Below are 15,228 nucleotides of genomic sequence, written 5' to 3' on the forward strand. Positions count from 1 at the left end.
TATTTTAAAAAGGGCTTAAGTTAATGATAATTAGCAGATTTAAAGAATAGAAAAACCATATATTTCCTTTATAGAATAATATGAAAACAAGAAATTGTCATTACAATTTTTGCTAAAAAACAAATCCCTCCTACGAAAAACAGCATTTTGATTCATACTGTCTCTTGTAGAAGGGATGAAATCATCTCGCTTCAATTTTTATGTTGCATCTCAGAATAAAAGCCCTTTAATTGAAGTAATTCCTCATGTGTTCCTTTTTCAATAATCTTTCCTTCCTTTAAAACGAGAATTTGGTCTGCCTTTTTGATCGTATTGAGACGATGTGCAATGACAAAGGTAGTTCTTCCCTTCATTAGCCTTGCCAAAGCGTCTTGAATTCGCAGTTCAGTAATTGTATCAATGCTGCTAGTTGCTTCATCCAAAATTAAAATCGTTGGATTTGCTAGCATTGCTCTAGCGATAGCAAGCAGCTGCTTTTGTCCATGACTGATGCCATTACCATCATAGCTAATAATCGTTTTATATTGGTTCGGTAGCTTTTGAATAAAGAAGTGAGCATTTGCTAATTTAGCCGCTTCTATTACTTCTTCATCTGTTGCATCTAATCTTCCATAACGAATATTTTCCAGCACGGTGCCATGGAATAGGAATGTATCCTGTAGCACAAATGCCATCTGCTTTCGAAGTTCATCACGGTTCAACTGTCCAATAGGCAACCGATCAATGAAAATTTCTCCCTGATTTGCATCATAAAACCTTGAAATTAAATTAATTAGCGTTGTTTTCCCTGCACCTGTTGGTCCTACTAAAGCGATCGTTTCACCAGGAGAAGCATGGAAGCTAACATTTTCAATTGTTTGCTTGTCATCACCGTCATCGTAAGAAAAAGACACATTTGAAAACTCGACTTCTCCTTGTAATGACGGAACAACTCCATTAGCCTCGAATTCGTTTATTTCTTTCTCTTCATCAAGAATGTCAAAAACTCTTTCAGCCCCCGCGATTGCTGATAAAAGCGTATTAAATTGGTTTGCTAGATCGTTTAAAGGACGAGTAAATTGTCTCGCATATTCGGCAAATATAACAATGATTCCGATCGTGACCAAGCCATTTAACGCCAATAATCCCCCAATTGCAGCGACAATCGCGAAGCTTATATTGTTTAACATATTCATAACCTTTGGAATAAAGCCTGAAATTGTCTGTGCCCAAAAGCCCGAAAGTTTAAGCTGATTACTTTTCCCAACAAACTGAGAAATGACTTTTTCCTCTTGGGAATAGGCCTTTATCATCTTTTGTCCAGAAATAATCTCTTCGATATAACCATTTAATTCTCCTAAGTTTTGTTGCTGCTGCTTAAACAGCTTTCCGGTCCGCTTTGTAATCCACTTCATCCCAATGACCATTAAAGGAATAATGATCATTGTCACAAGAGTAAGCAGTGGACTAAGAATAACCATCACTGTGACAGTACCAATTAAGGTTAAAACACTTGATATAACCTGAATAAATGAGCTATTTAATGTCGAGCTGACATTTTCAATATCATTTGTTACACGACTCATTAATTCCCCATGCTGTCTTTTATCAAAGAAAGCAATCGGAAGCTGATGAAATTGTCTAAATAAATCTGATCTCATTCGATTAACGGTAAATTGTGAGACACTAATCATCCAGTAATTTTGTAAAAATAACGAAAGCGAATGAAAGGCAAAAACAACGGTTAAACTGACCAACAACAGAAATAACCCGTTTATTTCCTTTGTCACAATGAAGTGATCAATTGTATGTCCAATTAAATATGGTCCTAATAAGCCTAAGCCAGAGCTTAAGACAACCATAAGGAGAACTAAGCAAAGTAGCATTCGCTTTTCAGATAAGTAAACCCACAATCGTTTTAACGTTGATAGATTCACTTTTTTCCTGTCTTTCTTCGCTTCTATACCTGCTTGATTGTTTATTTTTAATCGCTCATATTTAAAAGGACTAGTTAGTTGCTTTAACATGTCGAACCTCCTCCATCATTTGTGATTGACAAATTTTCCCGTAAAGAGGAGATGTTTTCAGCAGCTGTTCATGTGTACCCTCTGCAATTAGAATCCCATCATCAAGAAGTAAAATTTTATCCGCCTGCTGTGCTGTGCTTACCTTTTGCGTAATAAGCAATGTTGTACATGAGTAATTCCGCAAGGCTTCTAATAATTTTCTTTCCGTCTTAACATCCAATGCACTTGTACTATCATCAAGCAGAAGCAGTTTAGGCTTTCTTACTAATGCACGGGCAACAGAAAGACGCTGCTTTTGCCCACCTGATAAATTAACACCCTTTTGACCAATTTTGGTTTCATATTGATGTGGAAGCTTTTCGATCGTTTCATGGATTTGAGCCGCCTTTGTTGCCTCAATGATTTCGGCTAATGATGCATCCTCTTTTCCCCACGAAATATTTTCCTTCACCGTTCCAGTAAATAAAATCGCCTCCTGTGGTACATAGCCAATTTGCCGACGCAGGCTTTTGCTATCGAATTCAGCAATTGATACCCCATCAAGGAAAATGTCACCTTCATTTACATCATATAAACGTGGTAACAGCTGAAAGAGAGATGATTTTCCTGAGCCTGTTCCACCCATGATGGCAATCGTCGAGCCTGCTGCTGCTGTAAAAGAAATATCCTTCAAGACAACTTCTTTTGTTCCAGGATACGTAAACGAAACATGTTCAAAGCTAACCTTTCCTTCTGTTATCTTACATTTATTTTCCAAGGCTTCACTTTTTTCCTCGATATGTAACACTTCAGAAATCCGGGCTGCTGATGCCCGAGAGCGTGATAAAAACATAACGATAAACGAAAACATAGATAGGGCTGACGTCACCCTTAACCCATAGTTTACGAGGGCAACAACCTCACCAACCTGAATATTCCCATCTATCACTTGAGCATGGCCAAACCATAAAATAACGAGAATTGCGATATTCATAACAAATAATAGAACTGGCATTGAGGTTTCAATGAGCCGTAAAGTTGTAATCGTCTTATCTCTCAACTCATCCGTTGCTTTTGTGAACCGTTTGATTTCATGATCACGTCTTACATACGCTTTGATTAATCTCATCCCGACTAAGTTTTCTCGTAAAACACCGTTAACAAAGTCAAGCTTTGCCTGAACTTTATTAAACAATGTACTACCTTTTCTCATAATCCAAATAAGAGTCAGTATAATCATCGGAATAACGAAAACAAACACGCTTGCTAACAGAGGATTAACGACAAATGACATAATCACTGCACCAATGACGAGAAGCGGGGCTCTTAACATAATTCTCAGTCCCATAAACAAGGTGTTTTGCAGCTGGGTAATATCATTTGTCATCCGCGTAATGAGTGAAGAAGTCGGAAAACGGCTTAATTGCTCAAAGGAAAATCGCTGTACCTTTTCAAAAAGTTGTTTCCGAATATCAAATCCAAAGCTTTGACTGACATGTGAAGCATAAAAGGAATTAATAATACCTGACATAAACGCAAGAAGGGAAATTCCAAGCATCACTCCCCCCCACAGTAAAACAACATAAAGGTCCTTATTTACGATTCCATCATCAATTATTTTTGCCATTAGCAGTGGATGAATAAGCTCAACCGCTAACTCTATTAGCATTAAGCTCAGTGCAATGGCCATCGGCATTCGATATGGATTTAAAAATGAACGAATTTTCACCATCAGTTTCCTCCAAGTTTGGCGTTTAGAATACTTATATATATTTAAAGAACGTAATGACAAATTTTCAGCTATATTCGCACCACGAGAAAGGGTTTTCAATTATGATCATCTTTTAAAAAGATATAATTTAGTTTACCAATAAAACAATCGTCTGCCGAGTAGAATGACTTAGAAGTTTCACCACACCCTCTACTATATTATTTCATCCTCTCCCTCTTTATAAGTTTTATATGGTATACTCTTTTCGAATCTTGATATCGGATTTCGATATTGGTTTTCGATTATGAAAGGTGGTGATAAATCGTTGGATGATAAAGTACTTAGAAAGCTATTTTTAGGATTTATCCATATTCATATTCTCCATCATGCAAAGGAACACCCGATTTATGGACTTTGGATGCTTGAGGAATTAAAGGAGCACGGTTATAGCATCAGCGCCGGTACGCTCTATCCAATCCTTCACACGATGGAAACAGATGGACTGCTTATGCGTGAGGATAAAAATATTGATGGAAAAATAAGAAAGTATTATACAACAACAGCTAAAGGTGAGAGTGTTTTAGAAGAAGCTAGAAAGAAAGCCTATGAACTTTTTAAGGAAATAAAAGAGTAAAGGAGCTTGAAGATGAGACTAAAAACAACCTTAGCAACATTATGGGAAATCCTCCTTGTTTCAACTAGGCTTGGCTTAACCTCATTTGGTGGTCCTGTCGCACATCTTGGCTATTTTCACGAGGAATATATTCGCCGAAGAAAATGGCTAGATGAAAAGAGCTATGCTGATTTAGTAGCACTTTGTCAATTCCTCCCTGGGCCAGCAAGTAGCCAAGTTGGCATCGGGATCGGCGTTATGAAAGGAGGACTGCTCGGCGGAATCACGTCCTTTATTGGTTTTACCCTCCCATCTGTCATTGCCCTTATTTTATTTGCTATTCTGCTTCAAGGCTTACATATTAGTACTTCAGGCTTTATCCATGGATTAAAAATCGTGGCCGTTGCTGTAGTTGCTCATGCAATTATTGGAATGGCACAAAAATTAACACCTGATTTAAAAAGAAAAGCGATCGCTCTCATTGCATTGGTCGGCACGCTTTTATGGCAATCAGCCTTGACCCAGGTAGGAGTCATTCTTATTGCAGCTTTTGTAGGGTATCTATTCTATAAAAATGAACAGGTCAGCAATGAAAAAACGGTTCAATTTCCAATTTCAAAAAGGTTTGCAATCATCTGTTTAGCACTGTTTTTTGGCTTATTAATTGCACTGCCGATTATGAACGATCTTACATCGTTAAGCTGGGTCGCCATGTTCGATAGCTTTTATCGTTCAGGATCATTAGTGTTTGGAGGCGGACACGTCGTCTTACCATTATTAGAAAAGGAATTTGTCCCAACTGGATGGATGTCTGAGGAAGCCTTTCTTGCCGGCTATGGTGCAGCACAAGCTGTTCCCGGTCCATTATTTACATTTGCTGCTTATCTTGGAGCTGTCATGAACGGATGGCAAGGTGGGGTCATTGCAACTATCGCCATCTTTTTACCGGCATTTTTGCTCATCCTTGGTACGCTGCCATTTTGGAATATGCTCCGTAGTAACCAAAGCATAAATGGGGCATTATTAGGTGTTAATGCTGCAGTTGTTGGGATATTAATTGCAGCTTTTTACCAACCGATTTGGCAAAGCTCTATTTTAAGTGCTCCGGACTTTGCCTTTGCTGCGATTCTCTTTAGCATGTTAGTTTATTGGAAGCTCCCCCCCTGGATCATTGTTGTCACTGGAGCTTTAGGCGGTTGGTTGATTCTTCCATACCTTTGATGATACAGTAATAAACAATAAAAATAGGGCGTTTCTTTGGAGATGCTCTATTTTTTATACCTTTAGCACAGGAAAAACATTATTCAAAATAATAGTAGGAGGGACGATGAAGATGGACGTTACAATTCGGGAAATGCAAATAGAAGATATCGAACAAGTACAGCAAGTCGCGAAAACAAGCTGGCATTATACATACGAAGGAATTATTCCATATGATATTCAAGAAAGCTTCCTGAATTCAGCTTATAGTGATGAGATGATGCAAAAACGATTAAAAAACTCATTTATTTGGGTTGCAGAGGTTGGGGGAAAAATTGTTGGCTTTATTAACTTTTCCCCCGTAAAGGAGGATGGTAAAGCTGAGCTTGGTGCTGTTTATATCCTTCCTGAGCACCACGGTAAAGGGATTGGTACAGCCTTATTAAAAAAGGGAATTAAAACCCTTGAAGGTGTGAAAGAAATAGTAATAAATGTCGAAAAGGATAATCGTATCGGAACAACGTTTTACAAAGCAAAAGGATTTAACATCGTTTCGGAATTTGATGATTATTTTGATGGACATATTCTAAAAACAGTAAGAATGGTTTTAAAAGTGGAAAACTAACTCCCCTTACGTTTTAATTTGCGGGTGATTCGTAAATTTAACGTAAGGATATAAAAAATCAGTGGATAACTTACGAACGAATACCATAGCTTCCATCCATTATGATAAAAAAAGTAACCTTGTAAAAACACCCATTCAAAGAAAACGCCAATTATTGTGCAAATCATAATATAGAGAAACTTTTTTAAAGAGGATTTATTGTAAGGATAAAAATTCAAATATAAAATACTAACGGCAGGAAAAATCAAAATAACGATTGGTATTGTTCGAAAGCTTACACCTTTATCAAAATAACCATATAAATCATACTTAATATCTAAAATAAGATTGGCGAATAATTCAAAGTAAAGGGCAAAAAACGATGTTGTATACATTTCCATTTTCGTAATATGCTTTTTTGAAAAAATAATAATTAACCAAAAAATAATTGCTGTTGTATAAGGAATGACATATGTAGCTACCATGCTCGTTCTCCAATTCTCTTTTCTAACTAAAGAAGCATTTTTTCATAGACTTATTTCAGTTTCGCGCAAATGTAATTTACAACAAATGGAATCCTCTCTTTATAGTTGCTCAATACGATTGTTTTTATTCTTTTCGTCAAAAAGCATTTATACAAAATAAAGTGAAGAATATTATTCCACATAAAACAAGCGAACCTTCACGCTGAAGATTCGCTTGTTTCCTAGTATCTTTTAATAAAAAACGGCCCTATTTCACTTTCATGTGTTAATATAAATGACCAACCGTTATCCCAATCCAAAACGTACATATCACTATAGTTCATATGAGCTTCAACATAAGGAAGGTCAGTCACTTTAAGAGACCTGGCATGTTCAAAAAGGTATGCTTCGTCAACAAATTGATAAAACACCGTTAATTTATGCTTTGCCTGTTTGTGAAAAGCTTCTATTGCTGCTTCCTTCTCCAAACACTCTACTCTTTCCCAACTACACAAATGCCATAGAATATAATCCATCCCAATTTCCTTTATTTCCTCATATGTAAGATGACCTGCAAATAATTCACGCCACCGTTCTCGTAAATATCTTCCCCACTTCGGTATTTCTAAAATACGCATCTCTTTATTTGGCACTTTTTTCATTCCCAACAATTAATGGAAGCTTTATTTTTATTAATAATTCATCATGAAAATAATTGTAGCTTAAACGTCCATGGTGTGATTCCACCAGTTTTGAAATAATAAATGTCCCAAGTCCTTGATGGTTCTCACCTTTTGTACTTATTTCAAAGCTATCAAACAATTTATCTAACAAATGCTTATCTGGAAAATATGCACTATTTTTGATTTCAAAAATATAAATGCCTCCGTGAATTTCCGTTCGGATATGTAAGCTGGAACGGTTAAATCGCATATGGTAGCTTTGTGCACCCTCTACTGCATTTTCAACTAAGTTCGTTACAAATTGAACCTGGTCGATTTTGTTCATCGGAATCGCCGAAACAGGTGCATCTAGCTTATACACTACCTTCGTGCCATTTTTCTCAGCTCGCTTCTTTTCCTTCAAAAGAATTGCCGCGATATGAGCTTCTTCACCTTTTATTGTCTGATTGATTTCCTGGTACTCACCTAGCAGCTCACGAAAATATTGCTTTACCTCAACGCTTGCATCCTGGTCAATTAAATAATCTATCGCATTAACATGTTTTAAAAAGTCATGCCTTTGGCTGCGAATTGCAAGAAATTGCTCATTCATTTCGGTTATTTTTGCTTCAAATTGAACAATCTGCTCCTTTTCCTTTGCTAAACGAGGATAGAGCTTTATTCGGATTAACTCACAAAAAGAATTCCACACATTCCAACAACCTGTATTTCAACGGTTCCTGCCAAGATAACAATTAGTAAAAATACGATTTGTATACCAACTATATAGATTGTTTCCTCTATCGGCAATGTCGCAAGTAAAAACCGCATCTGTTTTAACTCATTGCGATAATAAAATAAGATACCTCCGCTTATACAAAGTAGGATGATGAGCGATAAATATGAATGACTTATGAAAAGCTGAGTCCAGCCAATAAGATGGATGATAAAAATGATTCCTGGATAATAAAAAGATTTCACTTTCATTCCCCTAGTTGTAAAACTTGTCTTGTAGCTTATCAAGACTCATTTTTGTGATGATTGCGTTTTTTTTCGTCCCTTGAAAATGTACTGTATATGAATTTTTCGTATATAGTGAGAAGTTTTTTACATAATGTATGTTTATAATAAATCCTCGATGTGACCTAACGAAATGTGAGCCTGATAGCTCCTCTTCAAGCTCATTTAACGTTTGGTATGTTGTATATTCTCCCCCGCTTGTATTAATCGTTGTTGATCGGCCCGTTCTTTCAATATATATAATATCCTTCTTATCGATAAAAAAGATTTCCGATTTATTTTTCAACACTAATTTTGCTTTATCAACTACTTCGTTTTTCTTTTGAAGCCGATTAATTCCCTTTAGCAACCGTTCCTTTGAAAAAGGCTTCATAATGTAATCCAGAACATTTAGCTCAAAGGCATGAACAGCATAGCCACTATGACCCGTTACAAAAATGACGCTTATATCCATTGCATAACTATTGATAAAATCAGCAAGCTCATAGCCTGATAATGCTGGCATTTCAATATCGGTAATGAGCAAATCAATATTCCCCTCTTTAATTAGGGCATAGGCTTCCTCAGAATTATTTGTCGCAAAGACAATTTCAATATTCTCTTCCTTTGATAGAGTAATTGTTAACTTCTCTAAGTCATATTTCTGGTCATCTACTAATCCAACCTTAATCATGTTCCCACTCGTTCCAAGTATAGATTTACCAATAGTTTATCACGTTCATGAGAGGATTTGGTATTTTCACGACAAAAAAAGGAAGTTTCACGACATGATCGGTGTATGTAAATAAGAAATTCCTTATGATGAAGACAGTTAAAGCAGTCAAGGGAGGAACTAAAAAATGATTGATATCCAACATGTATCAAGATTTTTTAAAGATAAGAAAAATACAATTGAAGCTGTTAAAGATGTTTCATTTCAAATAAAAAAAGGTGATGTCGTTGGACTCCTTGGGGAAAATGGGGCCGGGAAAACAACATTGCTTCGAATGATATCAACAATATTAGAGCCTTCAGCAGGAACCATCCATATCGAGGGCATCAACATCCATAAGGATCCAATGAAAATCAAAGCAAAAATTGGTGTTTTATTCGGCAGTGAAACAGGCTTATATGACAGATTAACAGCTCGTGAAAATCTAGCTTATTTCGCAAAGCTATACGGGATGAGCCAGCATGAAACGAAGACGAGAATTGATTATCTTGCTGTTCGCTTCGGAATGAAGGATTACTTAGATCGGAGAGTAGGAGGGTTTTCAAAAGGTATGCGTCAAAAGGTTACAATTGCTCGGACACTCATCCATAACCCGGAAATTATCCTTTTTGATGAACCAACAACAGGACTTGATATCACGTCGGCAAATATGTTTCGTGAATTGATTCATCAGCTACGAAAGGAAGGCAAAACGATTATTTTCTCAAGCCATATCATGGAAGAAGTGAAACAACTTTGCCAATCGATTGTGATGATTCACAAAGGAGAAATGGTCTATAACGGTACGATCGACGAATTATACAAACAAGAAGAAAGTGAAGATTTAAATTACATCTTTATGTCTCGAATTGTTAGGGGGGCTAACTAATGGCTTGGCATGTATTTATGAAGGAATTAAAGGATGCATTACGTGATCGAAAAACAATTGTTTTAAGCATCCTTCTACCTATATTATTCAATATCGGATTATTGTTCTTTATGGAAAAGGTATTTATGAATGATGAGGTTGAACAAGTAAAAGTAGCGGTTGATTCTGCTTCAGACAAACAAGTGACGAATTGGTTAGAAGGTATTGAAGAATTAGAGATTGTTTCATCTGAGGACCCATTAAAAATGGTCGAAAATGGAGACGCTGTTGTCGCTATTTCAACAGATTCAGATTTTATGAAGCAGCTAGAAAAAGGTGAAATACCAGAAGTCATTATCCAGGCTGATCCAACAAGTACAAAGGGTGGAAACGCCTCAGATCTCATTGCCAATACGCTAACAATGAAAAAACAAGAGTTTATTCAGCAACGCCTTGTTGAGCATCAAATTGACCCGTCGGAAATTGAACCTTTTCAAATTAGTTTAAAGAGCGTAAGTGAAGGTGACGATATGTCCCTTTATATGGTTAGTATTTTTGCTCAGCTCATTATTGTCCTTGCAGTACTTATGGGAGGTCTACCTGCTGCAAATGACTTGTTCGCAGGTGAAAAGGAACGAAAGACAATGGAAGCATTGCTTATGACACCTGTTCATCGACTTCATATTATTCTTGGGAAATGGTTAACGATTTCCGCGCTAAGTATGATTAGTGGTATTTTCTCAGTCATAACTTTTATTGTTGGTGTGAACTTGTTTACCGAAAAACTTGCAGAAGCTCTTCAATTGGATAAAAATATTGGATTTTTCACAGTGAGCTTACTTGTCGGAATTATTTTCTTTGCCCTGCTTATTTCAAGCTTGGAAATGGTGCTTAGTTTATTAGCTAATACGATGAAGGAAGCGCAAAACTATATTTCGCCAGTGACAACATTAGCGATGGTTCCTTATTTTATCTTAATCGGAACTTCAGCGAACGAATTATCAGCAACATATTTTATGATTCCGTTTTTAAATATCTATGCGCTTATTAAGCAATTAATCTATGGCATTTACGATGCAACGAGTATCCTCCTCGTTGTCGGGAGCTCAACAATCTTTATCGTTATCTCCTTCCTCATTGCATATGTCATGTTTTCAAAAAGCAAATGGGTGCTTGGAAAAGGATAATCTTGGGTAAATTCCTTTATGCTGATTCGTTAGGGAAAGGACTAACAATCAGCATAAAGGATTTTTATTTTTTCTTCGCAAACTTCTATCTATCCCCTTTACATAATCCGATATTTTTTTACATTAATTTTACAAAAGCTCTACCGTCTCTTTATTACTCCTTAATATTGAATGAATAGACTAGAACTTATGAGAGATTCGTCGCTCGTTTAATCTCTAGCAATAATTGATTCATATAGGAGGATTTCATTCATGGCAAAGGTAAAAAAACTTCTTAGCTTTTTTCTTATTCTTGTCTTATTAGCTGCATGTAGTAGCAACTCTTCTTCATCGAATAACGGTGGGGAATCAGGTGATATCTCAGGCGATTTATCCTTTTACACATCACAGCCTGACGAGGATGCTCAAAAGCTTGTTGATGCATTTAATGAAAAATATCCAGATGTAAATGTGGAGATTTTCCGCTCAGGTACAGAAGAAGTCATTAGTAAAATTCAGGCAGAGCAACAGGCTGGCGAGGTTCAAGCAGATGTTCTTCTTGTCGCAGATGCAGTTACATTTGAAAGCTTAAAGGCTGAGGATATGCTATTATCCTATAAATCTAATGAGACAAGTGAAATTCCTGAAGAATTTGTCGATAAAGATGGCATGTACACAGGAACAAAGGTAATGGCGACGATTTTAGCAATAAACACAGATAAAGTAACTGATGCACCAGATTCCTGGCAGGTGTTAGCTTCTGAGGAGGCAAAGGAGCAAGCCATTATGCCAAGTCCGTTATATTCAGGAGCCGCTGCGTATAATCTCGGCGTATTTACTCGAAATGATGAATTCAATTGGGAGTTTTATGAAAAGTTAAAGGACAATCAGATTATGGTGACAGAAGGAAACGGTGCAGTCCAACAAGCAGTAGCCTCTGGGGAAAAAGCGTATGGCATGGTTGTTGACTACATTGTCGCTCGTGCAAAAGCGGAAGGTTCACCAATTGATTTAATATATCCTAAAGAAGGTGTTCCAGTTATTACAGAACCAATTGCGATTATGAAAGAGACGAAGAATGAGAAAGCGGCAAAAGCATTCGTTGACTTCGTATTATCTGAGGATGGTCAAAACCTCGCTGCTGAAATCGGCTATACACCAATTCGCAAAGGCATAAAAGCACCAGAAGGACTAAAAACAATTGAAGAAATGAAAGTATTAAATGCTGAATTGAATGAATTATATCAGGATCGTGAAGCAGACAAGGAAGAATTCAGCAAATTATTTGGAGATCAATAGATAGAAAAGAGGCAGCAAACATGTTTCAATTAGCACGTTTAAAGGGGAATCTATCTCAAAGATTCCCCTCTGTTTATCTAAAAGCACTTGGATTTCTTCTCGTTTTTCTAATCTTTTTTGTTCCAGTTGTCAGACTCATTCTTTTAAGCATCTCCTCTGAAAACGGATTAACCGTTGAGCATTTTCAAGAGATTTTATCAGAGCAAGCAACATGGAAAACAATCTACAACACCCTTATTATTGTCACTGGATCGACCATTCTATCCGTTTGCTTAGGAGTGGCAACAGCATGGCTCATTGCTTATACAAATATTCACCATAAAAGGCTTCTGCAAATCTTTATCTTTTTGCCATTTATTATTCCATCGTATATGACGACGTTAGCATGGACACAGTTTATGGGCGTAAATGGTCCTGTCGCAGCCTTTCTAAACCTATTACCTGGCCAGCTACAACCGATTAATTTATATAGCATATCTGGGATTATCGTTGTCATGGGCTTTTCTCATTATCCATTAGTTTACTTGTTAACAGTTAGTGTATTACGGAAAATTCCGAGAGAGCTTGAAATGGCGGCTAGTATTTCTGGTAGCTCAAGGTGGAAAACATTTCGGAGAATCACATTACCTCTTGCTCTACCAGGGATTGCTAGTGGCGGACTTTTAGCCTTTTTAGCAAATTTAGATAATTTCGGGATTCCTGCATTTTTAGGGATACCAGCCAATATTCGTGTGTTAAGCACCTATATTTATGAGCAGATTATCGGCTTTGGACCTTCTGCATTTGCTAAAGGAGCTGTACTTTCCGTTATGTTAGGGCTAATAGCTATCATCGGTACACTCATTCAATGGTTACTTTTAAAGCGTTCAAAGCAAATCGAAGCATCTAGAGAGGATATGGAGCCGCGGTTCACACTGTCTAAGAAAAAGCGCTTAGTTGTTCAAGGAATACTATGGTTCTTCCTCATCTCTACAAGCATCGTCCCGTTGTTATCAATGGCAGCAACTTCCCTTATCAAGGCATATGGGCTTGATTTTACTTTACAAAATATTAGTTTAAAGCATTTTGAATTTGTCCTTTTCTCTAGCTCTAAAACATCGAATGCAATCGAAAATAGTGTAAAGCTAGCAGCGATCGTTACGTTAATTGGGCTTTTTATCGGTACTATCATCGCCTATTTACGTGTAAGAAAACCGACGCTTTTAACGAAAACGATCGAAATCATGATTGCCATTCCATATGCTCTGCCTGGAACAGTGCTTGCTCTTGCCCTGATTTTCACATGGATGGAGCCTATTCCCGGATGGAATCCAGGAATATATGGATCCGTTTGGATAATGTATATCGCATATTTTACGAGGTTTCTAATTTTACAGGTTCGGGGTAGTGTGACCTCACTGCTGCAAATTGATGTATCGATGGAGCATGCCGCGAGAACGAGTGGTGCCTCCTTGTTTACGAAATGGAAAAGGATCCTGATTCCACTTATTTTGCCAGGGTTAATGAGTGGTGCCTTTTTAGTCTTTCTTACCGCTTTAACTGAATTAACGGTTTCTTCCTTACTATGGTCAAGTGGAACAGAAACGATCGGTCTCGTTATTTTTAATTTTGAACAAGCAGGATATACAACACATGCAACTGCATTTTCAATGGTTATCCTTCTTCTCATGCTCGTCGGATTTCTTTTTATGTTTCTTATTCAAAAGATTTGGGAAAGCAAGGTGATGCATAATGGCAACAGACATTAGAAATGTAAGCAAAGTATTTAGTAAGACAACCGCTCTTCACTCAATTAATCTCTCTATTAATGACGGAGAATTTATTGCAATATTAGGTCCATCAGGCTGTGGAAAAACAACCTTATTGAGGCTTTTAGCAGGATTTGATTCCCCATCAGAGGGTGAAATTTATATGAATGGACAATGTGTCAGTGAAAAAAATAAAACTACTCCACCAGAAAAACGGAATATTGGAATGGTGTTTCAATCATTTGCATTATGGCCTCATATGAATGTTAAGGAGCATATTCGCTTTCCCCTTCTTCATCATCAATTTGTGAAAAAGGAAATGAAAGCAAATCCTGAAAAACGAATTGAGGAAGTACTACAAATTGTGAATCTTCAATCATTTTCACATCGAATGCCACACGAGCTTTCCGGAGGGCAAAAGCAAAGAGTTGCATTAGCTCGGGCTATTGCCCCAAAGCCAGCACTATTATTGATGGATGAGCCATTAAGTAGTTTAGATGCAGAGCTACGAATGGATATGCGTAGAGAAATTCAACAGCTCCATCGTATAACAAGAGCAACAATTATTTATGTGACCCACGACCAGGAAGAAGCTCTTGCTATGGCTGATAAAATTGTTGTCATGAATAATGGGAAGATTGAACAATTTGATACACCACAGCAAATATATTACAATCCACGAACTGAATTTGTCGCTAAATTTGTTGGTAAAGCGAATATGATTAAAGGAATTTGGCGCGATGAAATCACCTTTGAGCCATTTTGCACTTCGCCCCCTATTCAATGGAAAAACATAAGAGTAGAACCGCAATTAAAGGAAAAAAATCTTTGTCCAGTTCGACCAGAACAGTTTTCAGTATCGGATGGTGCGGAAGGCTTTCCAGGTGAAGTCATGACCGTTCAATTTCAAGGAAAAGAGATTCATTATTCGATTAAAACTGAATTAGGTCTGCTTACAATTCACGAGGACGCCTTAAAGAAAGTATTTCGTGTTGGCGATCACGTATCTATCTTGTTAAAACAGCCGTCAATGAGAAATGAATATGCTAAAACATCTGCTTTAAGTTTAAATTGAATGCTCTTTTCTAAAAGATTGTAGTTTTTAGTACTAACTATATAAAGGATGATGAGCTGATTGCGAGACTCCTGCGGGATGCGTGGGAGAGGTTAATCTTGAGCAGGTGTTTACACTGAGAA

At 37.1% G+C, this 15,228-nt stretch carries 15 protein-coding genes; 8 read left to right on the forward strand and 7 right to left on the reverse strand.

Annotation, left to right across the window (positions count from 1 at the left end):
• Positions 1–191: 191 nt before the first annotated feature.
• Positions 192–2,006 carry an ABC transporter ATP-binding protein gene (locus ACTJJ9_RS01885; RefSeq protein WP_145581056.1) on the reverse strand — a complete coding sequence of 605 codons (1,815 nt, stop codon included), beginning with the start codon at positions 2,004–2,006 and terminating at the stop codon, positions 192–194.
• A complete protein-coding gene (locus tag ACTJJ9_RS01890) occupies positions 1,987–3,717 on the reverse strand; it encodes an ABC transporter ATP-binding protein (protein WP_145581057.1) in 1,731 nt (576 codons plus the stop codon). The genes ACTJJ9_RS01885 and ACTJJ9_RS01890 overlap by 20 nt, the downstream gene beginning before the upstream one ends.
• A 304-nt stretch (positions 3,718–4,021) precedes the next feature.
• On the opposite strand from ACTJJ9_RS01890, the gene ACTJJ9_RS01895 reads away from it, so the two are divergent.
• The 3 genes from ACTJJ9_RS01895 to ACTJJ9_RS01905 all read left to right on the forward strand — a co-directional run bounded on the left by ACTJJ9_RS01895 (position 4,022) and on the right by ACTJJ9_RS01905 (position 6,134).
• The gene (locus ACTJJ9_RS01895; RefSeq protein WP_145581058.1) at positions 4,022–4,330 is read left to right on the forward strand and encodes a PadR family transcriptional regulator; all 309 of its coding nucleotides are present in this window, start codon (positions 4,022–4,024) and stop codon (positions 4,328–4,330) included.
• Between the two features lie 12 nt (positions 4,331–4,342).
• On the forward strand, positions 4,343–5,530 hold the full coding sequence (locus ACTJJ9_RS01900; protein ID WP_145581059.1) for a chromate transporter: 1,188 nt from the start codon (positions 4,343–4,345) through the stop codon (positions 5,528–5,530).
• 112 nt (positions 5,531–5,642) lie between these two features.
• A complete protein-coding gene (locus ACTJJ9_RS01905; protein WP_145581131.1) occupies positions 5,643–6,134 on the forward strand; it encodes a GNAT family N-acetyltransferase in 492 nt (163 codons plus the stop codon).
• Here ACTJJ9_RS01905 and ACTJJ9_RS01910 read toward each other — a convergent pair.
• From ACTJJ9_RS01910 to ACTJJ9_RS01930, 5 genes are all read right to left on the reverse strand, one after another.
• On the reverse strand, positions 6,131–6,598 hold the full coding sequence (locus ACTJJ9_RS01910; RefSeq protein WP_145581060.1) for a CBO0543 family protein: 468 nt from the start codon (positions 6,596–6,598) through the stop codon (positions 6,131–6,133). The genes ACTJJ9_RS01905 and ACTJJ9_RS01910 overlap by 4 nt on opposite strands.
• Positions 6,599–6,819: 221 nt before the next feature.
• Positions 6,820–7,215: a DUF4275 family protein gene (locus tag ACTJJ9_RS01915; RefSeq protein ID WP_440768433.1), complete on the reverse strand. Its 396-nt coding sequence runs from the start codon at positions 7,213–7,215 to the stop codon at positions 6,820–6,822.
• Positions 7,216–7,219: 4 nt separating this feature from the next.
• Positions 7,220–7,951 (reverse strand): GHKL domain-containing protein, encoded by a 732-nt coding sequence (locus ACTJJ9_RS01920; protein WP_145581062.1) that lies wholly within the window; start codon positions 7,949–7,951, stop codon positions 7,220–7,222.
• Positions 7,927–8,220 carry a hypothetical protein gene (locus ACTJJ9_RS01925; protein WP_145581063.1) on the reverse strand — a complete coding sequence of 98 codons (294 nt, stop codon included), beginning with the start codon at positions 8,218–8,220 and terminating at the stop codon, positions 7,927–7,929. The genes ACTJJ9_RS01920 and ACTJJ9_RS01925 overlap by 25 nt, the downstream gene beginning before the upstream one ends.
• A gap of 10 nt (positions 8,221–8,230) precedes the next feature.
• Complete coding sequence (locus ACTJJ9_RS01930; RefSeq protein WP_145581064.1) at positions 8,231–8,932, reverse strand: LytR/AlgR family response regulator transcription factor; 702 nt, start codon at positions 8,930–8,932, stop codon at positions 8,231–8,233.
• Positions 8,933–9,098: 166 nt separating this feature from the next.
• Between ACTJJ9_RS01930 and ACTJJ9_RS01935 the strand changes: the two genes are divergently transcribed.
• The 5 genes from ACTJJ9_RS01935 (at position 9,099) to ACTJJ9_RS01955 (ending at position 15,106) form a co-directional block, all read left to right on the forward strand.
• Positions 9,099–9,839, forward strand: coding sequence for an ATP-binding cassette domain-containing protein (locus ACTJJ9_RS01935; protein ID WP_095300521.1), 741 nt, complete (start codon positions 9,099–9,101; stop codon positions 9,837–9,839).
• Positions 9,839–11,005, forward strand: coding sequence for an ABC transporter permease (locus ACTJJ9_RS01940; protein ID WP_145581065.1), 1,167 nt, complete (start codon positions 9,839–9,841; stop codon positions 11,003–11,005). The genes ACTJJ9_RS01935 and ACTJJ9_RS01940 overlap by 1 nt, the downstream gene beginning before the upstream one ends.
• Positions 11,006–11,257: 252 nt before the next feature.
• Positions 11,258–12,283 carry an ABC transporter substrate-binding protein gene (locus tag ACTJJ9_RS01945; protein WP_145581066.1) on the forward strand — a complete coding sequence of 342 codons (1,026 nt, stop codon included), beginning with the start codon at positions 11,258–11,260 and terminating at the stop codon, positions 12,281–12,283.
• Between the two features lie 20 nt (positions 12,284–12,303).
• The gene (locus ACTJJ9_RS01950; protein WP_145581067.1) at positions 12,304–14,031 is read left to right on the forward strand and encodes an ABC transporter permease; all 1,728 of its coding nucleotides are present in this window, start codon (positions 12,304–12,306) and stop codon (positions 14,029–14,031) included.
• Complete coding sequence (locus ACTJJ9_RS01955; RefSeq protein WP_145581068.1) at positions 14,015–15,106, forward strand: ABC transporter ATP-binding protein; 1,092 nt, start codon at positions 14,015–14,017, stop codon at positions 15,104–15,106. Before ACTJJ9_RS01950 ends, ACTJJ9_RS01955 begins: the two co-directional genes overlap by 17 nt.
• Positions 15,107–15,228 lie beyond the last annotated feature (122 nt).

The organism is Metabacillus sp. 22489 (genome assembly GCF_052044855.1).
Taxonomy (GTDB): domain Bacteria; phylum Bacillota; class Bacilli; order Bacillales; family Bacillaceae; genus Metabacillus; species Metabacillus niabensis.

What these genes read in the sequence shown, in the direction of transcription:
- ACTJJ9_RS01885 (WP_145581056.1), bottom strand. Translation starts at nt 2,006, where the DNA reads ATGTTAAAGCAACTAACTAGTCCTTTTAAATATGAGCGATTAAAAATA.
- ACTJJ9_RS01890 (WP_145581057.1), bottom strand. Translation starts at nt 3,717, where the DNA reads ATGGTGAAAATTCGTTCATTTTTAAATCCATATCGAATGCCGATGGCC.
- ACTJJ9_RS01900 (WP_145581059.1), top strand. Translation starts at nt 4,343, where the DNA reads ATGAGACTAAAAACAACCTTAGCAACATTATGGGAAATCCTCCTTGTT.
- ACTJJ9_RS01905 (WP_145581131.1), top strand. Translation starts at nt 5,643, where the DNA reads ATGGACGTTACAATTCGGGAAATGCAAATAGAAGATATCGAACAAGTA.
- ACTJJ9_RS01910 (WP_145581060.1), bottom strand. Translation starts at nt 6,598, where the DNA reads ATGGTAGCTACATATGTCATTCCTTATACAACAGCAATTATTTTTTGG.
- ACTJJ9_RS01915 (WP_440768433.1), bottom strand. Translation starts at nt 7,215, where the DNA reads ATGCGTATTTTAGAAATACCGAAGTGGGGAAGATATTTACGAGAACGG.
- ACTJJ9_RS01930 (WP_145581064.1), bottom strand. Translation starts at nt 8,932, where the DNA reads ATGATTAAGGTTGGATTAGTAGATGACCAGAAATATGACTTAGAGAAG.
- ACTJJ9_RS01935 (WP_095300521.1), top strand. Translation starts at nt 9,099, where the DNA reads ATGATTGATATCCAACATGTATCAAGATTTTTTAAAGATAAGAAAAAT.
- ACTJJ9_RS01940 (WP_145581065.1), top strand. Translation starts at nt 9,839, where the DNA reads ATGGCTTGGCATGTATTTATGAAGGAATTAAAGGATGCATTACGTGAT.
- ACTJJ9_RS01945 (WP_145581066.1), top strand. Translation starts at nt 11,258, where the DNA reads ATGGCAAAGGTAAAAAAACTTCTTAGCTTTTTTCTTATTCTTGTCTTA.
- ACTJJ9_RS01950 (WP_145581067.1), top strand. Translation starts at nt 12,304, where the DNA reads ATGTTTCAATTAGCACGTTTAAAGGGGAATCTATCTCAAAGATTCCCC.
- ACTJJ9_RS01955 (WP_145581068.1), top strand. Translation starts at nt 14,015, where the DNA reads ATGGCAACAGACATTAGAAATGTAAGCAAAGTATTTAGTAAGACAACC.